The following is a 23,539-nucleotide window of genomic DNA, read 5'->3' on the forward strand; positions in this document are numbered from 1 at the left end:
AACACGTCTGAATGGCAAATGAATGGGCTGTAATTTTCGATCCATCGGGCGCAAGGGGCGCCGGGCTGATGCGTTAAGTCTTTGAAATTATTTAATGTGAATCCACTGCAACGTGACAACGGCAACCGTTTGTCGCTCCACAGCGCGGCGCCAATACAATCTATCGGCGATATGCGTGAATCGATGCATGTCCGCGCTCGCGGGCACCACATCCGGAGCCGCAGGCTTAGCCATTTTTAATCATTCTCGCTTATCATCGGTTCATGTGGGCGAGATGACAGTGCCCCCTCGTGGCCGATGCAACCGGCCTGAAGACGCCTTATCGGCATAAGGCGTGGCGATTTCCTTGAGTCCTTTGAATCGCTTGCCACGATTTCCTCTCAAGTTGAGGCCGGGGCTTCAAAAGTTGATTGAAGAACCTCAAGCCGAAAATCCGCTTGCCAACAATCCGATTCCGCTGGTGTGCTCAATCCATTGAAAAGGCTGCCCCGGGCCAGACGTTCAGAAAGGTTTACGGACGGCCGTCGCCGTCTCATAGTCTGCCGCAATGCGCATTTCGCGCAGCGGACGAACGCGCTCGATGGATCGCTGATAGTTCGGATGAGCCTTGTAAGCCGCCAATGCCGCCTCGTCGTCGAATTCGCCGTAGACTACCAGATCGACTTCGGTTCCAAGCTGATCGGTCTTGACGTTCGTGCCGATCTCCAAAAGCCGCGCATGCGGAATGGCCGTGAGGATCGAGAGGCCGGAACGGACCTCCTCAAGCTTGGCGCGATCGGGGACGGTAAAGAAGACGATATGACGGATCACGAGGCGGCTCCTTGTGCATATGCGAGGGCATCGCGCGATACCATGCGTGTGGGAGCAATTCAACAAACCGTCCCTTCGCTGCCTGGACCATCTCGTCGCAGGTCATGCAGGTGGCATTTACCGCGTGGCGGCGCGGCATGCTATCATCGCGACCATGACCGACGAGGACCTTATATCCCTTGCCCTTGGCCTTCCGGAGGCTACAGAAAGCTCACACTTCGGAACCCGCGACTTTCGTGTTCGGGGTAAGATCTTCATGACACTTCGGGGACCGGATTTCTGCGTCGTCAAGCTGACGCCGGACCAGCAGCAGATGGCTTCGACCATCATGCCTGAACATGTCGCCGCCGTACCAGGCGGTTGGGGCCTGAAGGGGTGGACACGACTTTTTCATCGCGATGCCGGAAACGAAGAGGTCAAAAGACTGATGCGCCAAGCCTGGCGGAATGCAGCGCCGAAATCTATGACTTTGCCGGAGGATTAGGCATCATGTCGTCCTCGACGGTCAGCGGCCAGTCGACGACATAATCTTCGAAATCGTCAAGATCGACATCCTTCTCGCTGACGGTGCGCCCTCTGGCGGAAACACCAGCGATATGCACCGTTTCCGGATCACCCGAGATCAGCGGATGCCACCAATAGAGATCATGGCCCTCATTGACGAGGCGGTAGGCGCAGGTGGGCGGCAGCCATTCCAGCTCCGGCACTTTCTCCGGCGTCAGCTGCACGCAGTCGGGCACGAAATCCCAGCGGTTCGGATAGCTTGTGCAGCGACAGCTTTCGCCATCCATCAGCTTGCAGCGGATCGAGGTGAAATAGACGTCGCCGCTATCCCACTCCTCGAGCTTGTTGAGACAACAGAGGCCACAGCCGTCGCAAAGGCTCTCCCATTCCGACGAAGTCATCTCCGTCAGGGTCTTGCTTTTCCAGAAGGGTATCTCGTCTGTCATCATCGTCGTCCTCGCCACCCGACAGAGGAGGAATTCGGGCTGCGGCATGCATGTCTCTTGTTCTTTTCTCTAAATCAACCAATTATTCAATTAGCCGTTCTATGAGATAATGGGCTTTGCGTGTGCCACAAGGAGACACGCGGCAGTAATGTGGTCGGGAAGTAGAGCGTGGAAGACCCATCCAATCCAGAAAACGGGCCGAAGATGGAGCCCGAGACGCCTAGGGATAACGGGGCCGAAAAGCCGCGGCGTCGGAAGCGCTATTTCTTTTTGCGCCTCGATTCATGGATCGATTCCACTTTATGGAATGCCGGTTTCGGTCTCGCCCAAGCATGGGAGGAGATCACAATCTTCTTCCGCCGTTTCCGCGTTCGCGGCTGGAAACGCATTCTTTTCGAACTGCTCGGTGAAGGCCTGACGCTGGGGACGGCCGGCTCCGTCGTCATGCTGATGCTCGCCATGCCGGCCTTCGAGGCGACGCAGGGCGACTGGCGCAACCGCGGCAATTTCGCCGTCACCTTCCTCGACCGCTACGGCAACGTCATAGGCCATCGCGGCATCATTCACGAGAATTCCGTGCCGGTCGACCAGTTGCCGGATTATTTCATCAAGGCGGTACTGGCGACCGAGGACCGGCGCTTCTTCGATCATTTCGGTATCGACGTCATTGGCCTGTTCCGCGCAGTCACCGTCAATGCGCAGGCCGGCGGCGTCGTCCAGGGTGGCTCGACGCTGACGCAGCAGCTTGCCAAGAACATCTTTCTCAGCAATGAGCGCTCCATCGAACGCAAGGTCAAGGAAGCCTTCCTGGCGATCTGGCTGGAGGCCAATCTCTCCAAGAAGGAGATCCTGAGCCTCTATCTCGACCGCACCTATATGGGCGGCGGCACCTTCGGCGCAGCGGCGGCAGCGCAGTTCTATTTCGGCAAGAGCATTACCGACGTCAATCTGGCGGAAGCCGCGATGCTTGCCGGCCTCTTCAAGGCGCCGGCGAAATATGCGCCGCATGTCAACTTGCCGGCGGCGCGTGCGCGCGCCAACGACGTACTGTCCAATCTCGTGCAGAGCGGGCTGATGACCGAGGGACAGGTCGTCGCCGCACGGCGCAACCCGGCTTCGGTGGTCGACCGCGCCCAGATCGAATCCCCGGACTATTTCCTCGATTGGGCCTTCGATGAGGTGCAGCGGCTTGCTACCCGCTTCCCCGAACGCTCGCTGATCGTGCGCACCACCATCGATATGGGGCTGCAGAAGGCGGCGGAGGATTCGGTTCAATCCAGTCTGATGGAGTTCGGCGAGCGCTATAAGGCCAAACAAGGCGCTTCCGTCGTCATCGAAAACGGCGGCGCGGTGCGCGCGATGGTCGGCGGCAGCGACTACGGCGAAAGCCAGTTCAATCGCGCGACCAAGGCGCTGCGCCAGCCGGGTTCATCCTTCAAGATCTATACGTACTCGGTCGCGATGGAAAACGGCATGACGCCGACGTCCACCATCGTCGATGCGCCGATCAGCTGGGGCAACTGGAGCCCGCATAACTACGAAAACCGCTACGAAGGCAAGGTGACGCTCACCCAGGCGCTGACGCAATCGATCAACACCATCCCCGTGCGGCTCGCCAAGGAGAAATTCGGCATTCAGCCGATCCGCAATATGGCCAAGGCCATGGGCGTCGAGACACCGATCCGTAACGACAAGACCATTCCGATCGGCACATCGGAAGTGACCGTCCTCGACCAGGCGACGGCCTATGCGGTCTTCCCGGCCAACGGCATGCAGTCGCGGCGTCACGGCATCGATCAGATCACCGGCTATGACGGCAAGGTGCTCTACGATTTCAGTCACGATGAACAGCCGGCCAAGCGCGTCCTCAGCGAAAAAGCCACATCCTATATGAACCAGATGCTGACGCAGGTTCCGGTGATCGGTACCGGCCGCAAGGCAGCCCTCGACAATGGCATCGTGGTCGGCGGCAAGACCGGCACCACGCAGGCTTATCGCGACGCCTGGTTCATCGGCTTTACCGGCAATTACACCTGCGCCGTCTGGTTCGGGAATGACGACTATACCTCCACGAACAACATGACGGGCGGCACCCTGCCGGCAATGACCTTCAAGAAGATCATGGATTACGCCAATCAGGGCATCGTACTGAAGCCGATCCCGGGAATCACCAACCCCTTCCCTGTACAGAAGCCGCAAACCGTTGCCGCCAAGAAGCCCCCCGACCCCGCCAGTGGCGGTCTGCCCCCGCTGGTGCGCCCACGCTCGCTTTCGGTGGACTCCACGAACATCCTGCGCGATATCGGCGAAAGGCTGAAGGCCGCGACACCGCTCGGGGCACAGAAGGTGGCGACGGCTGAGCATCGCAGCACGACGGCGCCTGAGTGACCAACTCCCCCAGAAAATGCGCCGCGGCGCAACGCAGATGACGACGGCAAACTTGCCGTCGGACCTCAGGACGGAAGCCCATGTTTTGGATACCCGCTGCCGTTCCCGATCTTCGTCATTGTTCTCAAGATAGCCGTAAATAGTGGCTTGCCCTTTCCCCTACCGCCAGAATCAGGAATAAATCGACACTGATTTGTCACGAGGACGATCCTAGGGTGTTCCGAGTTCCCCTTCTTGTTGCGCTTTCTCTTGTCATCGCCTTTGGCGGCGGTATCGTGTTCACGCTTCTGGCGCTGGATGCCACATCAGGCTTTGGCGCGATCAAGCTTGGCGCCTGGCAGGCCTTCCCCGAAATGCAGACGGCGGATGCGGACCCTTATGCGAAATCGCATAGAGCTCGTGCGGGGCGGCTGCTTTACGGTACTGCCGAAGGGCTGGTATTCACCGCTTCCGATGACGATGCCGGCGCGAGATTGACGGCGAGCTGCAGCTACCGCATCAGCGGCCAGACGCCGCCGGCAAGGCTGTGGACCCTCTTCATCGCCGGCAATGACGGCCGGCCGATCGAAGACGCTGCCGGTCGCCCTTCCACCATCAACTCCTGGGTGGTGCTGCGCAAGCCGGATTCGACCTTCAACATCACCGTTTCATCCTCAGCCCAGGCGGGCAATTGGCTCGCCTTGCCCTCATCTGGCAATTTCCGCCTGGTATGGACGCTCCTGGATTCGCCGGCGGCCAGCAATTCCGGCCTGATCGATCTTGGCATGCCGAAACTCGAGAAGATCGGGTGCGGCAATGTTTAGATTCGTCTTCGCGATCCTGACCGGCCTATTCGGTGCGGTACTGCTGCATATCATCATCATTCTGTCGCTGCCGCACTTCTCCGATCGGGATGCCTATACGCGCGTTTCGGATGAGGGCGACGAGAACCATTTCTACATGCTCGACGACAAGGATGACGATGCTGGGCTTTCCAACACCGATCCTTATATCCGCACGGCCGTCTGCGCTTTCGACATCGAGGATACGCCCGTTCATTTGACCGCGAAGGGCAAGGTGCCGTTCTGGTCGCTTGCCATCTATGACGCGGCATCCAATGAAGTGTTCAGCATGAGCGATCGCACATCGGTCGGCGGAGCGCTCGATTTGCTGCTTGCATCGCCTGTCCAGCTGACTGGCATACGCAAGGCGCTCCCGCCCACCCTTGCCCAATCGATCCTGGTGGAAGTGCCGCGGGCTCAAGGCTATGCGGTGCTGCGCACCATGGCGCCGCAGGGAAGTTTCGACGATGCGGCGCAAGAATTTCTCTCTCAGGCCGGCTGCGACGAATTCGATAATGGTTGATATCTTTGGGGGTTGAGATCTTTGCGGCGGCAAATGACAGGCCGGCGCGAACTCGCCCTTGGCTTGCATATATTGAAGCGCTTACTTTCCCTTTGCCCGCTTCGGCCCCGTCCCGGGACGATGCTTTGGTGTGTCAAGATGCTCGTAACGCACGCCGGTGAACAGCAGTATCTTTGCCTCCACCGGCTCTTTCTGGGCGCGCGGCGGCAGGCGCAATCGCCAATCCGAAAGAGATATGATCTTTGCCATTCTCGTCTCCATTAATGTCTCGAGACGGATGAACCTGCGACTTGATTTCACCCTGCCCGCCACCGAAGCGGGCTAGCGCTCCCCTCCATTCCAGCCTTTGTCTCTGGGCTTCAATGGAGGCATTCGCGCCTTCTCACGGCCTTTCCCTTACACCGTGGCATGAGCACCGATTTTCGGCTTTCATGCTGCCTTTGCATCAATCACATTCTGCCAATGGCTGCTTTCAATCGGAATTCAGACATATCGCAGTTAACAGAATGCTAATTCTCGTCGTCCGTCATTCTCGGCATCACTTGTCATGCTCTATAAACGCCGCGACGGCGGCTTTGGTTTCATCGGCCGTTGAAAAATTGCGGGACGCGTTTCTGCCCTGAAATCGAGCAATATCATGACCTTACCTACCAAGATGACCTAGCGGGCACATAGAAAGCGTGAATGCCACGTTGCAGAAAAGCGTCACACAAATATTATTTGCGCTCACAAAAAATTAACGTAATGTAAGGTCGTAATTCGAGGGCAATCAATGTATGTGACGGGCAGCTCCGTCTTTTCACCGGAGGATGTCATCGTCCTGCGCGATGCGCTGGATGGATGGTGCCTGGAAAAGCGGATCGATATTAAAAGTACGGAAGCCCAGTTCGCGGCTACGGCCGCAATAGGCCTTTTTCAATCCGGCTACAACACCTCGGAAAAGCTGCTCGCAGCCTTGCGCGAGCACAAGGGCATCTGAAGAATCCTATCTGCATGAAGAGACTGGATCTCCGCTTTGCAGCGGGTAGCGTTGCTTTTGACTATCTCCGCAGCCGAAGCACTCATAGATTGAATTTGCCTGCGGGCGTCTATGCGCTGAAAGGTTTTCCACAGGCTCGCTTTCTCCCCAACTGCCGTCCATGCAGACAAAATGCGGCTGCGCACCTCGCGCAAGCTTAACGCGCAATTTTTATTCGGATTTTAATAAAGTTTTCACGAACCATTAACCCTGCCGGCCTTAGTCTTTGGCGAAAGCCACATAAGGACGACCGTGTCCATACCCGTTTCGACAGTCATCATCGAGGACGCCCTCTTTATCGAAAGAGTCGTTCCGTCCGACTGGAGTGAAGCAAAGCGGAAGCCATGGTCGACCTTCGGGCTCCCTGCTTTTTTGTTCGGCGTATCAGTATGGGTGTTGGCGTGCGTGATCGGTTTAGAGACCTTGAAGAGCCTGCGACTGTCCGCAAGAAGGACGTGGTTCTGATGGCGACGATCACCAGCTTCGAAGGCATGGGCCATCCGTCCAAATCGGAACTTCGCCAGTTCGCAGAGCTTTTCACCCCCGTTTTCCAGGCATCTTCGGATGAGGCGAAACGGCAGGCGGTTGCCGCCCTCTCCCAATGTGAAACCGTGCCCCAGGCCGTTGCCCTGTTCATCGGCTGTCAGCCGATCGCCATCGCCGCTCCGTTCCTGACAAGCTCGCAAGCGATCGATGACGATACGCTCATCACTATCGCCCGCACGCAAGGGGCCGCCCACGCGCGGGCAATCGTCCGCCGCTCGTCGCTCTCTCCCAAGGTCATCGACGCGCTCGTCGGCCTGCATCAGGCCGAACCGGACCGTGGCATGACAGTGCCGGAGCAGCCGGCGGCCGCGGCTTCATCCCAAGCCGAGACGGCGGAAACCAAACGGCAGTCGCGCGAAGAAATCTTACGCCAGCAGATCAAACAGGCTGCGCGTCATCTGACCCGCGACGACAGCGACCGGCTCGGTCTGCGCAGCCTCAGCGAGACGCACGAGGCGCTGCTCGTCCGTTTTGCCCGCGAGCGCGATGCAGTGCAATTCGCAACGACGCTCGCCGATGCCCTCTCCTCCAGCTACTGGCTTGCTGAACGCATTCTGCTCGACACTTCGGGGCAACAACTTGCCGTTACGCTCATCAGCCTCGGCATGGGCATCGCCGATGCCGTCTACTCACTCGAGCGCTTCTATCCGCATCTGGCCGAACGGCATGGCAGCGTCAGCCGGGCATGGCTGGTGCTCGACGATATCGACTCGGAAGAGAGCCAAGCGCGCGTCGAGGCATGGCGTCGCGCCGACAGCTACACCTACCTGCCGCAGGAAAAGCCGGCGCAGCGTCCTGCAGCACCGCTGTTCGGGCCGAATTCGGGATCCATCCGCGCGCTGCGCATCGCAAACCGTCGATAAGGACGGCTCAATCCAGCGGATTGGCACGGAAACCGGCTAAGGGGACGATATCGCCGATATCGTCCGTTTCCAGTTCGACGATCCATAAATCAGGATCGAATTTCAGCTCCCGATCAAGGGTTTCGCGGATTTCCTGCGGTTCCTTCCGCTCGATGCGGATCTCGAAGAGCCGCGTCCCGTTCTCCTCCTCATCGAACAGGCTCTGCGGTGCCGGCGCATAGAGGGTTTCCGATCCATCGCGGAAGCGCTGGCGGATGAAGATCGCGCCGGCCTGCTCCTCGCCCTTGTGTTCGACAGCGGCAAAATCGCCACGCGCAAACAAGCGGCGGACAAGAGCGGAAACAAAGATGTCGCTGCGCAATCTCATGCCCGAGCTATAGCGGTGCAGGCCCACCAAGGCAATTGAAGCCGCCTACAGCGCGTAGTCGTACCAGCTTTGCGGCAGAGGTTTGTACGGCGGGCTTCAGAGCGCGCCGATATCCTGCAGCTTCTTGAGGACCGCCATGTTCGGCTCCCCGGTCTCCGGCAGGCGATAGTGCTTCTGGAAGCGGCGGATAGCTGCCTTCGTCTGCTCTCCGGCTACGCCATCGATGCTGACATTGCTATAGGCGATGTTGCTCAGGCCCTTCTGGATCTGCATGACCATGTTCACCTTGTTGACCGCATCGCTCGGCGTTGCTTTGGCGACGACAGCACCGGTCCGGATGTTCTTCTCGGCATTCTGGATGGCGGCAGCGACAGGGTCGATCGCATCCGCCGTGGCGGAAACGTTGACGGGGCGCTCGGTGGGGATGGCAGCCACATTCGCTCTGCCGCCGGCCGGCTGTGCAGCGGCGGCATTGCTGGCCTTGAGGGTGGCCAGAAGCTCCGGTGTCGGTGTGCCGGTCTGCGGAAGACCAGACGCCTCCTGGAAGAAGAGGATGGCCGATGCCGTGCGCGATCCCGGCTTTCCATCGGCGGCGCCATCATAGAGGCCGTGACGGATGAGTTCGGCCTGTACATCGGCAATCAGTTTCGACGACGCGCTGGACGACTGTGCTGCGGCTGCGCTTGCGGCCTGCCCTGTTGAGGGTGGCGTGGCAGGATCGGAGGCCGAATCCTGCCGTTCTATCCGAAAGGTGGTGACGTTGCCGGCATCGGCCTGCTGCGCGTGCAGGAAGGATTTGCGGCCAGGGATCTGGTAGGGAGACGCGGGATCGCGTGTGCGCAATATGGGCGATGGATGCGCGCCTGTCTGATACCAGAGTGCGTTGGCGGTGACGAAACCGAAAACCCCGAAGAAGAGCGCGACGCCGCCGGCAATGGCGGGATGACGGCCGACTGCACTGCCGAGCACGGCGGCGAGCGCGCCCGCACCGCGAAGGCCAAGGCCGCCCAGCGCGGTGCTGCCGCGCAGGCTCAGGCTGCCAAGGGCAACCGCACCACGGGAAGCCAGGCCGGGCTGCTTGCGCTTGCCCCTTCCTCTTCCCTTAGGCGATTTTCGCTTTTGCGGGGCCATTCATCAGTTCCTTGTTTCGCCCTTCATCTATCTCCACAGTATGTTTCAGGCGCGGCGGAAAATCGACAGGGCGATTAACATCCACAGGCTGCTGCATCGTCACGGCACCGGAGCCGTCGAACGGAATGAGGATGGTAATGACCGTGCCTTCGCCCGGCGCGCTGGCAATCGAGAAGTTTCCGCCATGCAGGCCGACGAGGCCCTTGACCAGTGAGAGCCCGAGGCCGGTGCCGGCATAGCGGCGGGTGTAGTCGTTCTGGATCTGCACGAAGGGCTGGCCGAGCGATGCCAGCCGTTCGCTGGCAATGCCGATGCCCGTATCGCCGATCGACAGCTTCAACATGCCGTCAGCCAAAGCCGCATCGATGGTGATCGCGCCGCCCGCATCGGTGAACTTGATGGCATTGCCGACGAGGTTGATGAGGATTTGCTGGATCGCCCGCTGGTCGGCGACGATCTCGCCGAGACCCCGTTGGATGCGGCTCGTGAGCGTCAGTCCCTTTTCCTTCGCCTGCAGTCCCAGCATGGCTTCGCATGTCGCAATGGTGTCTTCGATCGCGAAGGATTCGAGCAGCAGTTCGTAGCGGCCGGCTTCGATCTTGCTCATGTCGAGCATGGTGTTAACGACCGACAGCAGATGCGCGCCTGACTGACGGATTAGGCCGACATATTCGCGCTGGCGGTCGTTTTCCAGCTTGCCGAAATATTCGCCGCTCAGAATATCGGAAAAGCCCAGGATCGCGTTGAGCGGCGTGCGCAGCTCATGGCTGACGGCAGCCAGGAAGCGCGACTTGGCATCATTGGCCGATTCCGCCTCGGCCGCCTTGCGCGCCGCATCCTCGCGCAGCTGCTGGTCCTGAGAGATATCGCGCAGCTGGCTGACGATTGCCGCCAGGCGCCCCTCGCCATCGCGGCGGGCGGTCAGCTCCATGCGCACATGGACGAACTGGTCATCACCGCCGACAACCGCGGAGCGTTCCAGGCGCAAATCGGCGCTATGGGCATCCCTGCCTTGGCGCAGCACATCGATCGCCTGCAGGAAGACAATTCTGTCCGAGATGTGGATCTGCTCGACGAAGCCGCGCCCGAGAGGGTTGTGCATCCAGCTCAGAAATTCCGTACGATCGCGACCACCGGCTGTGGTCACATTGCCCTGGGGGTCGAGCAGCAGGACGAGGCCGAAAGCCGACTCCAGCATCAGATCGCGGTGCTCGACGACAACGGCCTCCGCCGGGCGGAGGGCAGGCCGCTGGCGCGACAGCGCGATGCTGCCGACGGCCGAAAAGAGGAAAGCGGCACAGACCGTGGCCACACCGGCAGGCAGCGCTACGGCCGGGCTGGTGACGAGGGAAAGACCAGCCGGAACGGCAAACAGCGCGACGGAAGAGACGAGCGCAAGCCGGCGCAGGATCGCCAGCTCCTGCCCACGGACTTCGCCATCCCCGCTCGTCCGGGAGAGCCAGCTTCGGCCTACCCGGTTCACGAAGGCTACAGCCCCGACAGAAATGTCACTCAATACGCGCACACTACAATCCGTCAAAACGGTCACTTATCGGACTGCACAATAGGCCCCGCCGGCTTAAGGAAAGAATAAAGAAGGAACGCGCAGGGCGGCCGAAAAAGGCGCAAAATCCCGTTTTGACGCAGAATGAGGGACCTTTGTTTTTTGTGGTTAACAGCGGGTAAGCAACGGATTTTATTCGTATTTCCGCCGCGCGTTAACTTTTGTGGCAAGGCTCGCATCCGCAAACCCCTGCATATCAGGCGGATAGGGCGAGACATGCTTAACAGCAATCGCTACAATTTGAAGCAAATGCTGTTCAAAGCCGGAAAGCTAAAATTTGAATCAAAATTGCAGAAAATACTGCCGAGTTTTGAAAAGCGCTGTTGTCCTCTGCCAGATAGGGTTCGAACCAGATCGGACGGGCGTCCGAATCGGCGCTCGAGCCGAGCGACAGAGAGGATGGGCTAGGCGATGTGGTTTCTGATTAGAGCAGGGTTCTGGTTTTCGCTGGTTCTCATGTTCCTGCCGATCTTTGCAAAACCCGAAGGCGGGCCTCGGCCAGGCGGCGAGCCGACGGTACAGGTTTCCGATGCGATTTCGGCTGCATCGGGCGTCGTGCAATATGTCGGCGCCATGTGCAACGAGAAGCCGGATGTCTGTGCCAAGGGCGGCGAAACGCTGACGGCGCTCGGCTATCAGGTCGGCGATGGCGCTCGCGTCGCCTACGACATACTTGGCCGTCACTTCAAGGATCAGCAGTCTGCCGCCGAAGCCAATGTCGCGGCACCTCACGCTAATACCGATCAGGTCGCTGCCATGGCGCAGCCGATGCCGGTCAAGCGCATCAGCGGCACCGACACTGCCGACGTCGTCGTTACCGGCACGGTCAAGCTGCCGTCCTCCATTCCGCTGCCGATGCCGCGCCCACATATCTGACATTTCTTCCATTGGCCCCAACTTCGGCGCCGCCGACCCCTATGGTCGGTGGCGTTCTTTGTCGTCCCGGGTTCAAATCACGCATGGTTTCGCCTATATCCAAGACAATGGACAATTTGGACTGCTGCAATGACATCGCTTGAGAAGATCATCGAAGACTTTTCCTTCCTGGACGAATGGGAGGATCGCTACCGCTTTGTGATCGAGCTCGGCAAGGCACTGCCCCATCTGCCGGAGGAAAAGCGGACGCTGGAAAACAAGGTGCAGGGCTGTGCGAGCCAGGTCTGGCTCGTCACGCATGCATCTGGCGATCCGGACAATCCGATATTGACCTTTGAAGGCGATTCAGACGCACATATCGTGCGCGGGCTGGTGGCAATCGTGCTTGCCACCTATTCCGGCAAGCCAGCTTCGGAAATCGCGGCTCTCGATGCTCTCGACGTCTTCGGAAAGATCGGGCTGGTGGAGCATCTGTCCTCGCAGCGCGCCAACGGATTGCGCTCGATGATCAAACGCATTCGCGAAGAGGCTCGTGTCAGGGCCGCGGCATAGGCCACCCTGCAGCCAAAATGGGGATAACCCGGCCCAAAAGCCGGGTTATCTTCAAGCTCTTTATGGAACCCTCAGCGGCCGCGCTTGCGACGCTGACCGAGGCCCATTTCCTTTGCCAGGCGCGAACGGGCTTCCGCATAGGCTGGCGCAACCATCGGATAATCGGCAGCGAGATCCCACTTTTCGCGATACTCTTCCGGCGAAAGACCATGATGAGTCATCAGATGGCGCTTCAAAGACTTGAAGCTGCCGCCACATTCGAGGCAGGTGATCTGATCATCCTGCACGGATTTGCGAACGGATACGGCCGGCTTCTGCTTTTCGACCACGGTTACGGCAGGTGCCGGAGCCGAGGTGCTGCTCAAGGCGGAATGTACGTCGGAAATCAAATTCGGAAGGTCGCTGACCGGTACGACATGGTTGCTGACATAGGCCGCAACAATGTCGGCAGTCAGTTCAACCAGTAACTCCTGCCCGTTGCCAAGGGCCGCATCTGTCATTGTGTTCTCCTGTTCATCGGCTTGCCTGCTGCGTCCGCGCCTCCGGAGAGCACGCAGGGCACAACGTTGCTATATAATTTGCGCTTGGCTACGGAAATCTGTTGATTTCGATATGTCCCAGCGCCGGGCAATCCGCGCAAACGCATTGCTCGTATTCGTAGCAGTCACCAGCAAGAAAACGGTGGATAAAACCAAATTTCTTTCCACATGAAATCCACCCCTAGACCTCACGAGAGAGAAAACCGCCCCTTGCCGCCTGATATCAGAATTAGCGACCGCGATAGCGATCTTTAATCGCTTACCGGAAGAAAGTTTTGCTCAGCTTTTCATCAAAGAAAGATAAAAGCATTGAGAGCTTAAACCCGGTCGAGACTAACTCAACATCAGAACTCTACTTGAATCTGAATTAGCACTCTTTATCCAAATGTCCAGTTTTTAATCCCTACATTTCTTCGCAAAAAATTCATCTACTAAAAAACAGGTAACTAATAACGCGAACAGCTATTCCTTCCTGAACAATTTACACGTTTGTTAGCCCTTCTTTCTATACGCGCCTTTGGTGATCTGCTCCCTCGTCAGCAGTTCATCCCGCACGGAGGGCGGCGTCAGGCGATGTCCAGCCTTGTGTGCCGCACGCGCGAGTAGATGTGCCGCAATCGGTGCCGTCAGCACGAAAAAGACGAAGCCGGCCAATGCTCTTGCCAGAACGGATATGTCCTGCGAATGGATACCGACTGCAAGTAGCAGTAGGCCGGAACCGACCGTACCCGCCTTCGACGCCGCATGCATGCGACTGTAGAGATCGGGAAGACGCACGATGCCAATCGCAGCGATAAGCGAGAAAAGCGCGCCCGAAAGTAGAAGCGCAGTTACTATGACGGCCCAAAGCAAATCCACTATCGCCCTCCCTTCTTCCGCCCGCGGTGCTTACGCGGCCTTTTGCCTTCGGCAGCAATACTCTCTCGTCCTGCGCCGGCCTGTTGCACGGCATCGGATTGCCCCTGTGTCAGGATGAACCGTGCGAAGGCAACGGTCGCGAGAAAGCCGACGAGACCGAGCGAGATGGCAATATCGATATAAAGCGTGAAACCCGTCTTGATGGCGATAACGGCGATGAAGCCGATGGCGATCGCCACCAGCATATCGAGCGCCAGGACCCGGTCCGGCAAGGTTGGGCCGGCCACCACGCGATACACGGTCAACAGGAAGGCAATGCTCAGAATGCCGAGCGCCACCATCGCGGCGGCTGAGACGACGGATGCGGCCATCATCGGAAAGCCTCCATGATCCGGCGTTCGAAGCCGTCGGCGATGCTGCCCCGGATCGTTTCCGGATCGGAGCAGTCGAGCGCATGGACGTAGAGCGTTTTGCGATCATCGGAGACGTCGACGGAGAGCGTGCCAGGCGTCAGGGTGATGAGATTGGCAAGCAGGGTGATTTCGAAATCACGATCGACCGTCAGGGAAAAGGCGAAGATGCCGGGTTTCACATCCATCCTGGGGCTCATGACGGCGATGGCGACCGCCCAGACCGACTTGGCGAGCTCTCGTATGAACAGCAACAGCAATGCCAAAATGCGGTGCACACGCCCGAGATAAAGCACGCCGTCATAGGACGAGCGGACGATCGCCAGCGCAATTGCCGCAAGAACGAATCCGAACACCAGATTGAGGAAGGACGCGCTGCCGGTGATGGCGGCCCAGACGATGGCGAGCAAAAGGTTGAAGACGAACAAGATCATTGCGCGCCCCCTGCCGCGGGGAAGACCGAGCGCAGATAGGCCGATGGTTGCTCAAGGCCGGCAGCGGCGGCCTGCGTCAGGTGCAGGAGCCATTCCGGAAACAGGCCGAAGCCGACAACGAGCAGAGAAAGAGCAAGGAGCGGCAGCGCTGCCTGCCATGCAATCGGCTCCGCTGCGATCCCACCTGCCGCCGCCGGGCGCCAATAGGCTAGAAGAAATACCCGCCCGAAGACGATCGTCGTTAGGAAACCGGCCAAAAGGATTGTTGCCGCAAGCCCCCATGCGCCCGTCGCGAGCGCCGCCTTTACGAGCACGACCTTGGGCCAGAAGCCGGAAAAGGGCGGCAGGCCGCTGATGGCGAAAAAGAGCACCAGCGAGATGCCGGCAAACCAGCCGCTGCGGCGATAGAGGCCGCCGAGGGCGCTCAAGGAAAAGCTGCCGCCGAGCCGAGCCGCCTGCCCTGCGAGCAGGTAAAGTGCCGTCATCAGCACCATCGAATGCAGTGCATAGAAGATCGCCCCGCTGAGGCCGTCGGCATTGCCGAGCGCGACGCCGGCCAGCATCGTGCCGATGCCGGAGATGACGATATAGCCAAGCATGCGCCTGACATCATTTGCCCCGAGCGCTCCAACGACGCCAACGAGCATGGTGGCAATTGCGACCACCGTGACGAGCGGACCAAGCCCCGCCCGCTCGACAGGCAGCAGCATGACCAGAACCCGGATCAGCGCATAGACGCCGACCTTGGTCAGCAAGCCGGCAAAAATAGCCGAAACGGTGATGCGTGGCGTGTGATAGGAAGCCGGGAGCCAGAAATTGACCGGAAAGGCAGCGGCCTTCATGCCGAAAGCCAGCAGGAACAAGCCGGCCAGCGTCATCAGCGGTGCGTTACTGTCACTCGCCCTCGCCTTCATCGCGATATCGGCCATGTTAAGCGTGCCGAAGACGGCGTAGAGATAACCGACGGAGACGAGAAAGAGCGTGGTGGCGATCAGGTTGAGGACGGCATATTTCAGCGCACCGTCGATCTGCTCCGGCTCCGAGCCGAGGATCAGCAGACCGAAGGACGAGATCAGCAGCACCTCGAACCAGACATAGAGATTGAAGACATCACCCGTCAGAAAGGCGCCGCTGACGCCGGCGAGCAACAGCATCAGGAATGGAAAGAAGCCATATCGCCGACCGCTCACCCTGATTTCGCCAAGCGAATAGAAACTTGCCGCGAGCGCAACGACTGCCGCCGTCAAGGCCATGAGCGCGCCGAAAATATCGACGGTGAAGGCAATGCCGAAAGGCGGCAGCCATCGCCCCATGACCATGGTCACGGCGCCGGCGCTGACGACCCTATAGAGCAAGGCGGCATCGATCAGAACCAGCAGCACAAGGCCGGGAATGGCGACCGTCGCCTGCCATTCGTTGCGATTGCGCAGCATCAGAAGAAGCGCGCCGAGCCCGATACACAAGACGACCGGCGAAATGACGAGCCAATGTCCCATCGGTATCGGCGCGGCAACCAGCGCGTGGGAGAGATCAACTGCACTATCTGTAGGTCCGGCCATGGCGTCAGTACCCCAAGGGCGGCAGCGGCCGCTCCTTCGGTTCGGCAAGCCGCATCTCGCCCGTGTCGTCCGTCTCCAAGGCCTGATAGGCCCGATAGGTCAGGACCAGCAGGAAGGCCAGGAACGAGAAGGAGATGACAATCGCCGTTAGAATCAAGGCCTGTGGCAGCGGATTGGCCGCTGCAAGATCGAGCGTGGCCTTGCCTTTCTGAATGATGGGCGGCACTTCGGGGGTAACCCGGCCGGCCGTGAATAGCAGAAGGTTGACCGCGTTGCCGAGGACCGCGATGCCGAGCATGATGCGGATCGAGTAGCGCGACAGCATGAGATAGATCGCAGCGGTGAAGAAGATGCCGACGACGACGGCGAAGACGGCCTCCATCATTCCACCTCCCGCTCCTCGAGCGCGAGCGCGATCGAGGTGATGGCGCCGACGACGACCAGATAGACGCCGGTGTCGAAGAGCATGACGGTGGAGAGCGGCACTTCAATGCCGAAGAGATGCGGATAGATCCATAGCCCCGTCATGAACGGCACGCCGGCCAATATGGACACGATGCCTGCGATGGTCGCCGCAAGCAGGCCGAAGCCGGCAATCGACAGCGGATGGAAGACAATCGCGCGGCGGACCGCGGTCACACCACAGGCGATACCATAGATCGCGAGCGCCGAAGCCGCTATCAGACCGCCGATAAAGCCGCCGCCGGGCTCGTTATGACCACGCAGCAGCACGAAGACGGAGAAAAGCAGCATCAAGGCCGTCAGAAACGGCGCGGCGGTGCGGAAGATCAGCGTATTCATGAGCGCTTGGCCTCTATTCTATCGCCAAAATCGAGCTTCTCCTCAAGATCGGGGTCGTTGCTCGCAAGCTTGCGCTCGCCGCCGGCGCGGATGCGGATCAGGGCCAGGATGGCAAGCCCGGTCATGGCGACGACAGCGATTTCGCCGAGCGTATCCGTGCCGCGGAAATCGACGATGATAACGTTGACCACATTGTCGCCGTGCGCGATCAGCTTCGAATATTGATCGAAGAAGGCGGTCAGCGTCAGGTCGAACGGCGCTTCGGTCGCCTTCAGCAGGAGGAGTGCAAAGCCGCTGCCGCAAGCAATGGCAAGCAGAGCATGGGCGATCCTGGCGAGCGGCGGCCGGCGATCGGAAGGCGAAAGCCGCAGCCGCGTCATGACAAGCGCCAGAATCACGACCGCAAGCGTCTCGACCATGAACTGCGTGAAGGAAAGATCCGGTGCGCCGAACAGCAGGAAGATGACGGCGACGGCAAAGCCCTGGATGCCCAGCGAAACGATCGCCGTCAGCCGGTCGCGCGCGAACACCACCGCCGCAACGCCGATGACTGCGATCAGGAAGATCGTCGCCTCATGCCATTGCAGGTTCGGCCAGGCTGGCATGGCGGGCAGCTCGCTATGAACGGCAAGCGGGATCAGCAGCATTGCCGCCAGGCAAAGGAAGGTGACGGTGACGTAGATTTCCAGACGGCCGGGCTGCAACAGGCGTGAGACGGCATGCGACAATCGCACCAGGCCGCAAATGAAAGCATCGAAGCCGCGATCCGGTCCCGGCCCGAGGGCACGCAGGACGACGGACATCCGGAAACGGGCGCGATCGAGCTGCCAGTAGACGATGACGCCGATCAGCACGGTGACCAGAGAAAGCGCCAGAGGCAGACCAATATGCGGGATCAAGGAGCCCGAAATCTCCAATCCCTTGCCGCCAACGGCGCTTGCCATCGGCGAAGAGACATAATCGTGCCACTGGCCCGAAAACAATGCCGACAAGAGACCGAGAAGAGCGAGCGCGACCGGCCCGAGCCAGAGCAATGGCGGCGCCTCATGCGGCTGATGAGGCGTCTCTGTGACCGCGCCGATGAAGGGCTTCAACGCCACCGCAAAGGCGATGGCAAACATCAGCGCATTGCCGGCTACGGCGATGATGGTGAGGATGATCGCCACAGGCGATGCCTGTGCCAGTGCGGCATAAATCTCTTCCTTGGCAAGGAAGCCGAAGGCCGGCGGCAGACCACCCATCGACACGGCGGCGACCAAGGCTGCAGCAAAGGTCAGCGGCATGGCCGAGCGCAAGCCGCCCAGCCGGGTGATGTCGCGCGTCCCCGTTTCATGATCGACGATGCCGGCGACCATAAACAGCGCGCCCTTGAATAGCGAATGCGCCACCAGATAGAGGACGGCGGCTTCTACGGCATAATCGGTACCGAAGCCGGTGAGCATCACGAGCAAGCCGAGCGAGGAAACCGTCGTATAGGCGAGCTTCAGCTTCAAGTCGGTCTGGCGGATTGCAAGCAGGGTTCCGACCAGCAGTGTCGCCGCGCCGAAGACCGGCAGGATCGTTTGCCAGGCCATCGTCCCGCCCAAGGCGGGATTGAGCCGCATCAGCAGATAGACGCCGGCCTTCACCATGGTTGCCGAGTGCAGATAGGCCGAGACCGGGGTCGGCGCCTCCATGGCATTCGGCAGCCAGAAGTGAAACGGGAACTGCGCCGATTTGGTGAAGGCGCCGCCAAGAACAAGGATCAGGGCCGCCAAATAGAGCGGGCTTGCGCGCAGGACATCGCCGGCCTTCAGGAGATCGGACATCGCGCCGATGCCGGTGATCTGCCAGATCAGCAGCAGGCCGGCCAGCAACAGCAGCCCGCCGCCGCCGGTCACGACCAGCGCCTGCAGTGCGGCCCGCCGCGAAACCTCCCGGTGATGATCGAAGCCGATCAGCAGGAAGGAGGTGATCGAGGTCAGTTCCCAGAAGACGAAGAGCGTCAGGAAGCTATCCGAGACGACAAGGCCGAGCATGGAGCCCATGAAAAGAAAGATGAAGGAAAAGAAGCGGCCGAGATCCACATGCCCCTTCAGATAGCCGCCGGCATAGAGGACGATCAGCGTGCCGATGCCGGTGATGAGCAATGCAAAGGTCAGCGACAGGCCGTCAATCAGCCAGGAAAACCTAAGATCAAGGCTCGGCACCCAATCGAAACCGCCAAGCTGCACGCCGCCGGCTGCGACGGCCGGAAGGAAGCGCAAAAAATGCAGAAAGGCGACAGCGGGAAACAGTGCCAGGAGCCACGCCGCATTATGGCCCAAACGCCGAACGACAACCGGCGCGATCAGCGCACCGAGAAAGGGCAGGCATAAAGCCAGGAATGTCAGGCCCGCGGTGGCGGCGGCCATGCTCCCCCCTAACTGAACGTTCATGCAGAATCCGGCAAAGCCGGAACGGTCTTGAAGGGATAGGCGAAAGGACACATCGTCTCAAGCCCCGACAAGGGAAAACCGGACGTAAACCACTGAAATCGATTTTTGCTGCCTGCAACCGTAGAGGTTGCAGGACATAAGGGATCGTCCGAAAGCCCACGATGCCGGTTTGAACGTCGGAGCATTGCAGAATTCCTTGCCATTCCTGCATGGCTCGCAATGAAGTTGTAATGAATTTGCACTAATTTATCGGTATTTTCTGAACCGCTATGGAAATTGCGCTCAAAAAAGCGCTAATCTTGATCGGTTTGCAGATCCTGCCTCCCGGAAACCGCAATGCTCGCCCGCCTGATCGCCATCCTACTCCTCTTCCCGGCCACGGCTCTTGCCGCGGACTGGTGGTCCTATGACAATGTGGGTCTAGGCTACGCGATCGAGCTGCCCTCGGAATTCCACCTTGCCGCCTCTTCCGAGGATACGGATCGGCTGTCGCTGTCGCCGGCAGATCGCTCAGCTTCGCTGCAGGTCTTCGGCACGATGGTTGCCAATGGCGATTTTGCATCGGAAGCGAATGGGCGCGTGGCACTCGCCAGGGACCAAGGCTGGAAAATTTCCTATTCGAAATCGAATTCGCGCGGCATCAGCTTTTCCGGCACCAGGCAGGGGCGCATCGTCTATGTGCGTGGAGTTGCGCTCTGCAACGGTGGCGCCGCCTTCTTCCAAATGGACTATTCGAAGGCGGACATGCAGCGCTACGATGCCATCGTCATGCGCCTCGTGCGCAGCCTGCGCTCGACGAAAAAGTGCACGCCGACGGCGGAGAACGTCAAAAGTTTTCCGGCGACAGGCTGAAGCAGGTCAGCACCGCCGAATAATGTACGGCGGCGGCAGCAACGACGAAGCCATGCCAGATGGCATTCTGGAAGCGCAGCTTTTCCCACACGTGAAAGATCACGCCGAGCGAATAGATGACGCCGCCGATGATGATGAGCAGCATCGAGGCAAACGGGATATGCATGGAAACGGGCTTGGCGACGAGGATGCCGCTCCAGCCCATCGCAAGGTAGAGCAGGATCGCCAGCCGATCGAAGCGTCCCGGAAAAAGAATCTTCAGGATGATCCCGAAGGCCGCAAAGACCCAGACGGCGATCAACACGGCCAAAAGCAGCGGATCTTGGGACCCCCGCTCCAGAAAAGGCGTGTAGGTAGCAGCGATCAGGACATAGATGAAGGAGTGATCGAAGCGGCGGAGAAACCACTTCGTCCGGGAGACCGGCCATAGATTGTAGGTGAAGGACATTCCAAGCGTCAGCACCAGACCGACGCCATAAATCCAGGCGGCGGCAATTTCGCCGTAGGAGCTCCAAACCGTCGCATAGAAGATCAATACTGTGGCACCGATCAGCGCAAGGACCACGCCCACACCATTGACGATGCCGTCTGCGATGATCTCATAGCGATCATAGGCCCAGCGGATGCCTCTGTACTCGGTCATTTCATCCGGTTCCGTTTTCGTTGGAAACCGATCCTTGCACTAGAAGAGGAAGGAGACAACTGCGCCAAACGCCCACATCGATCAATCTTCGTGAACGGCTTGCCACAGGGCTGGATTATCGCTTGTCAATGGAAAGCGAACGCTCAATCCGCAATTTATGGTCTTCTGTGAACAATCGGAATCCGCCATATGGATATGCAAGTACAGCGGACCACGGGATCAAAAAGGCATATCAACCGGCGAACCTTCCTGTCCGCCACCGGCGGCCCTTGCGGCCGACGCCGGTTGCCTTTTCAAGACTCCATCCCAAGTTTGGAACTAACACCATGACCGAAACTGCCCCCTCCTACGCCCTGACCCGTCCCGCCTATGTCGGCCAGTCCCATCTCGTCGTTACCGATCTGCCGCTCGTGTCCCGCTTCTATCAGGATATGCTTGGTCTGAAGGTCATTGAAAAGACTGCAAGCGGCGAAGTTCTGGGCGCCGCCGGTCTTCCCCTTCTGACGCTAACGACCGATCGGGCGGCTGTGCGTGCGCCGACAACGGCCGCCGGTCTGTTCCATACTGCTTTCTTGCTGCCGAGCCGTGTCGAGCTTGCCCGCTGGCTCCGGCATGCCGCCCATGAAAATGTGGTGCTGGAAGGCGCTTCGGACCATATCGTCAGCGAGGCCATCTATCTGTCCGACCCCGAAGGCAACGGCATCGAAATCTACGCCGATCGCCCGCATGAGGAATGGACCTTCCACGATGACGGTACGGTCGAGATGGCGACGCTCCGGCTTGATCTGCAGAAGCTCTACGAAAGCGCGCCGCAGGATCGCTGGGATGGTATGGCCGAAGGGTCGGCCATCGGCCATATCCATCTGCAGGTTGGCGATGTCGCCGAAGCCAATGCCTTCTATCGAGACGTCCTCGGCATGAAGGTCATGGCGGCGCGCTATCCCGGCGCGACCTTCCTTGCGACCGGCGGCTATCACCATCATCTCGGCGCCAATACCTGGAACAGCCGCGGCGCCGGCGTCCGCAGCGAACATATGACCGGTCTTTCCGACTATACGTTGCGCTTCAACGACAAGGCAGCCTTGGATAAGGCCGTCGCCGCCCTGGAGCAGCACGAAATCAGGACGGAGAAGCGCGACGGCGGCGTATCGCTGCGCGACCCATGGGGTATCGGACTTAATCTCATCGCTTGACTTTTCCGACCCAACCGCCATTCGACAAGCCCGTTGCGGAACCGCGGCGGGCTTTTTCGCGTTGAAGTGGTGAGGCAATCCTGCCTTCGGGGAACTTTCCGGGGATGGAATTCGACAAAATCGCCGCCGGCCGATCGGATGCAGCAACCGCGTCGCAGGATGCCGGCCAGGGGATCGATCGCAAAGCATCTCGTGCACAAGACGACGAAACGGAAATTTTCGGTCTCTCAGACCAGCGAGGACGCGACAAGCTCGACATTGCTGCCTCCTGGGCGACGATCGGCATCTTCCTGATGCTGGCCTTCACCGCCGTTTACATGATGTCGCTGATCCTCATTCCGGTGACGCTTGCCGTCGTCGTCGGGATGATTCTCGGCTTGGCGGCCGAAAAGCTCAGCAAGCTCGGCATTCCCCGCGTTCTGAATGCCATCATTCTTTCATCCAGCGTTGCGCTTGTGATCTTTCTCATCATCAATGCGCTCGCCGGACCGGTCGCCAAGCTCGCACAGCAGGCGCCCGATTTCTTCCAGCGCACATCCGACCGGCTGATGCCCTATCTCGACCGGTTTCCATGGCTGCACATTTCATCCACAACCTTTCAAGGCAGCTCGATGTCGATCAACACTCTGCTGGAGAACAGCGGCAACGTGCTGCATGTCGTCTCCACCAGTCTGACACCTGCCATCGTGCAGATCCTGATCTTCTTTGCGGCCCTGCTTCTATTCCTTGCCGGGAGGGTAAGCCTGCGCAAGACGATCATCATGACCTTTTCCAGCAGGACGTCTCGACTGAATGCCATCCGCATCATCAATTCCGTAGAGCGAGTGCTGGGGTTTTATTTCGCCACTGCTTCGCTGATTTATGCCGGGATCGGCCTCGCGATGATCTTTATCGCCTATGTCGGCGGCATGAGCGTGCCAGTGCTATGGGGCGCTTTCGCCTTCGTATCCAGCTTCATCCCATTCCTCGGCGTCACGACCATGACGATCGCGCTTGCGATCGCCGGCATTATCACGCATTCGGACATCATTTTCGGCCTCGCGCCGGCTGTCGCCTTCTTCGCAGTGCACCTGACCGTGGAAAACCTCGTCTTTCCAGCGATCATGGGTCGCCAATGGGAGCTCAATCCCTTCGTCGTCTTTTTAGCCATCATCTTCTGGACATGGATGTGGGGCGCGGTCGGCGCCATGCTGGCGCTGCCGCTGTCGCTGATCGTCATGACTGTCATCGACGAACTTTTCATCGAGGAAAAAACGCAGCCGCAATTGCCGGGCTAGAGCGGTTCAGTTTTTCACCGAATCTCCGAACCGCTCTATCTTTTTGTTTTCACACAATTTCGGACGGAAAACCGCTTGTCTTATGACTTTGTCTCGTTTTAGGCGACAATGGATTGCCGCCTGTGGGCCTGAACACCCACAGGCGGC

At 59.4% G+C, this 23,539-nt stretch carries 26 protein-coding genes; 11 read left to right on the forward strand and 15 right to left on the reverse strand.

Translation table 11 applies throughout. From position 1 onward, the window contains the following. Positions 1–501: 501 nt before the first annotated feature. Complete coding sequence (locus PH562_RS13545) at positions 502–810, reverse strand: Dabb family protein (RefSeq protein WP_113229445.1); 309 nt, start codon at positions 808–810, stop codon at positions 502–504. Positions 811–964: 154 nt separating this feature from the next. Here PH562_RS13545 and PH562_RS13550 point away from each other — a divergent pair, with 154 nt between their 5' ends. Then, the gene (locus PH562_RS13550) at positions 965–1,294 is read left to right on the forward strand and encodes an MmcQ/YjbR family DNA-binding protein (protein WP_285173650.1); all 330 of its coding nucleotides are present in this window, start codon (positions 965–967) and stop codon (positions 1,292–1,294) included. Here PH562_RS13550 and PH562_RS13555 read toward each other — a convergent pair. Then, complete coding sequence (locus PH562_RS13555; protein WP_285173651.1) at positions 1,272–1,760, reverse strand: YcgN family cysteine cluster protein; 489 nt, start codon at positions 1,758–1,760, stop codon at positions 1,272–1,274. The genes PH562_RS13550 and PH562_RS13555 overlap by 23 nt on opposite strands. A gap of 168 nt (positions 1,761–1,928) precedes the next feature. On the opposite strand from PH562_RS13555, the gene PH562_RS13560 reads away from it, so the two are divergent. The 3 genes from PH562_RS13560 to PH562_RS13570 all read left to right on the forward strand — a co-directional run bounded on the left by PH562_RS13560 (position 1,929) and on the right by PH562_RS13570 (position 5,492). Beyond that, positions 1,929–4,148: a transglycosylase domain-containing protein gene (locus PH562_RS13560; RefSeq protein ID WP_285173622.1), complete on the forward strand. Its 2,220-nt coding sequence runs from the start codon at positions 1,929–1,931 to the stop codon at positions 4,146–4,148. Positions 4,149–4,363: 215 nt separating this feature from the next. Next, a complete protein-coding gene (locus tag PH562_RS13565; RefSeq protein ID WP_285173623.1) occupies positions 4,364–4,951 on the forward strand; it encodes a DUF1214 domain-containing protein in 588 nt (195 codons plus the stop codon). Next, complete coding sequence (locus PH562_RS13570; RefSeq protein WP_285173624.1) at positions 4,944–5,492, forward strand: DUF1254 domain-containing protein; 549 nt, start codon at positions 4,944–4,946, stop codon at positions 5,490–5,492. Before PH562_RS13565 ends, PH562_RS13570 begins: the two co-directional genes overlap by 8 nt. 81 nt (positions 5,493–5,573) lie before the next feature. Here the strand turns inward: PH562_RS13570 and PH562_RS13575 are convergent, their stop codons facing one another. Beyond that, positions 5,574–5,741 carry a hypothetical protein gene (locus PH562_RS13575; protein WP_285173625.1) on the reverse strand — a complete coding sequence of 56 codons (168 nt, stop codon included), beginning with the start codon at positions 5,739–5,741 and terminating at the stop codon, positions 5,574–5,576. 523 nt (positions 5,742–6,264) lie between these two features. Here PH562_RS13575 and PH562_RS13580 point away from each other — a divergent pair. After that, positions 6,265–6,471: a hypothetical protein gene (locus PH562_RS13580; protein WP_285173626.1), complete on the forward strand. Its 207-nt coding sequence runs from the start codon at positions 6,265–6,267 to the stop codon at positions 6,469–6,471. Between the two features lie 440 nt (positions 6,472–6,911). Further along, on the forward strand, positions 6,912–7,919 hold the full coding sequence (locus PH562_RS13585) for a DUF2336 domain-containing protein (RefSeq protein WP_285173627.1): 1,008 nt from the start codon (positions 6,912–6,914) through the stop codon (positions 7,917–7,919). A 7-nt stretch (positions 7,920–7,926) separates the two neighbouring features. Here the strand turns inward: PH562_RS13585 and PH562_RS13590 are convergent, their stop codons facing one another. The 3 genes from PH562_RS13590 to PH562_RS13600 all read right to left on the reverse strand — a co-directional run bounded on the left by PH562_RS13590 (position 7,927) and on the right by PH562_RS13600 (position 10,942). Continuing rightward, entirely contained in the window at positions 7,927–8,286 is a 360-nt protein-coding gene (locus tag PH562_RS13590) for a DUF1491 family protein (RefSeq protein ID WP_285173628.1), read from the reverse strand. 96 nt (positions 8,287–8,382) lie between these two features. After that, positions 8,383–9,417, reverse strand: coding sequence for a peptidoglycan-binding domain-containing protein (locus PH562_RS13595; protein WP_285173629.1), 1,035 nt, complete (start codon positions 9,415–9,417; stop codon positions 8,383–8,385). Continuing rightward, complete coding sequence (locus tag PH562_RS13600) at positions 9,389–10,942, reverse strand: sensor histidine kinase (protein WP_285173630.1); 1,554 nt, start codon at positions 10,940–10,942, stop codon at positions 9,389–9,391. The genes PH562_RS13595 and PH562_RS13600 overlap by 29 nt, the downstream gene beginning before the upstream one ends. 450 nt (positions 10,943–11,392) lie before the next feature. Between PH562_RS13600 and PH562_RS13605 the strand changes: the two genes are divergently transcribed. Together PH562_RS13605 and PH562_RS13610 are read left to right on the forward strand one after the other, a co-directional pair. Further along, the gene (locus PH562_RS13605; RefSeq protein WP_285173631.1) at positions 11,393–11,857 is read left to right on the forward strand and encodes a DUF5330 domain-containing protein; all 465 of its coding nucleotides are present in this window, start codon (positions 11,393–11,395) and stop codon (positions 11,855–11,857) included. A gap of 129 nt (positions 11,858–11,986) precedes the next feature. Then, positions 11,987–12,409, forward strand: coding sequence for a SufE family protein (locus PH562_RS13610; protein ID WP_285173632.1), 423 nt, complete (start codon positions 11,987–11,989; stop codon positions 12,407–12,409). Between the two features lie 71 nt (positions 12,410–12,480). Here PH562_RS13610 and PH562_RS13615 read toward each other — a convergent pair whose 3' ends face one another. From PH562_RS13615 to PH562_RS13650, 8 genes are all read right to left on the reverse strand, one after another. Next, positions 12,481–12,909, reverse strand: a complete 429-nt coding sequence (locus PH562_RS13615) for a Ros/MucR family transcriptional regulator (protein ID WP_069616071.1) — start codon at positions 12,907–12,909, stop codon at positions 12,481–12,483. 531 nt (positions 12,910–13,440) lie between these two features. Continuing rightward, positions 13,441–13,806, reverse strand: a complete 366-nt coding sequence (gene mnhG, locus PH562_RS13620; protein ID WP_113229437.1) for a monovalent cation/H(+) antiporter subunit G — start codon at positions 13,804–13,806, stop codon at positions 13,441–13,443. Beyond that, a complete protein-coding gene (locus tag PH562_RS13625) occupies positions 13,806–14,180 on the reverse strand; it encodes a cation:proton antiporter (protein WP_285173633.1) in 375 nt (124 codons plus the stop codon). Before PH562_RS13625 ends, mnhG begins: the two co-directional genes overlap by 1 nt. Further along, complete coding sequence (locus tag PH562_RS13630; RefSeq protein ID WP_285173634.1) at positions 14,177–14,650, reverse strand: Na+/H+ antiporter subunit E; 474 nt, start codon at positions 14,648–14,650, stop codon at positions 14,177–14,179. The genes PH562_RS13625 and PH562_RS13630 overlap by 4 nt, the downstream gene beginning before the upstream one ends. Beyond that, positions 14,647–16,209: a Na+/H+ antiporter subunit D gene (locus tag PH562_RS13635; protein ID WP_285173635.1), complete on the reverse strand. Its 1,563-nt coding sequence runs from the start codon at positions 16,207–16,209 to the stop codon at positions 14,647–14,649. The genes PH562_RS13630 and PH562_RS13635 overlap by 4 nt, the downstream gene beginning before the upstream one ends. Before the next feature lie 4 nt (positions 16,210–16,213). After that, positions 16,214–16,591: a Na+/H+ antiporter subunit C gene (locus PH562_RS13640; RefSeq protein ID WP_285173652.1), complete on the reverse strand. Its 378-nt coding sequence runs from the start codon at positions 16,589–16,591 to the stop codon at positions 16,214–16,216. Then, positions 16,591–17,010, reverse strand: a complete 420-nt coding sequence (locus tag PH562_RS13645; RefSeq protein WP_285173636.1) for a Na+/H+ antiporter subunit B — start codon at positions 17,008–17,010, stop codon at positions 16,591–16,593. Before PH562_RS13645 ends, PH562_RS13640 begins: the two co-directional genes overlap by 1 nt. Continuing rightward, complete coding sequence (locus PH562_RS13650; RefSeq protein WP_285173637.1) at positions 17,007–19,403, reverse strand: putative monovalent cation/H+ antiporter subunit A; 2,397 nt, start codon at positions 19,401–19,403, stop codon at positions 17,007–17,009. The genes PH562_RS13645 and PH562_RS13650 overlap by 4 nt, the downstream gene beginning before the upstream one ends. A gap of 360 nt (positions 19,404–19,763) precedes the next feature. Here PH562_RS13650 and PH562_RS13655 point away from each other — a divergent pair, with 360 nt between their 5' ends. Then, a complete protein-coding gene (locus PH562_RS13655) occupies positions 19,764–20,279 on the forward strand; it encodes a hypothetical protein (protein ID WP_113229430.1) in 516 nt (171 codons plus the stop codon). Here PH562_RS13655 and trhA read toward each other — a convergent pair. Continuing rightward, positions 20,254–20,922 carry a PAQR family membrane homeostasis protein TrhA gene (gene trhA / locus PH562_RS13660; RefSeq protein ID WP_285173638.1) on the reverse strand — a complete coding sequence of 223 codons (669 nt, stop codon included), beginning with the start codon at positions 20,920–20,922 and terminating at the stop codon, positions 20,254–20,256. The two genes, PH562_RS13655 and trhA, sit on opposite strands and share 26 nt — an antisense overlap. A 326-nt stretch (positions 20,923–21,248) precedes the next feature. On the opposite strand from trhA, the gene PH562_RS13665 reads away from it, so the two are divergent. Together PH562_RS13665 and PH562_RS13670 are read left to right on the forward strand one after the other, a co-directional pair. After that, positions 21,249–22,115: a VOC family protein gene (locus tag PH562_RS13665; protein ID WP_285173639.1), complete on the forward strand. Its 867-nt coding sequence runs from the start codon at positions 21,249–21,251 to the stop codon at positions 22,113–22,115. A 104-nt stretch (positions 22,116–22,219) separates the two neighbouring features. Further along, the gene (locus PH562_RS13670) at positions 22,220–23,392 is read left to right on the forward strand and encodes an AI-2E family transporter (RefSeq protein ID WP_285173640.1); all 1,173 of its coding nucleotides are present in this window, start codon (positions 22,220–22,222) and stop codon (positions 23,390–23,392) included. The last annotated feature ends 147 nt before the right edge of the window (positions 23,393–23,539 follow it).

Origin of the sequence: Rhizobium centroccidentale (assembly GCF_030182565.1) — a bacterium.
Classification (GTDB): domain Bacteria; phylum Pseudomonadota; class Alphaproteobacteria; order Rhizobiales; family Rhizobiaceae; genus Rhizobium.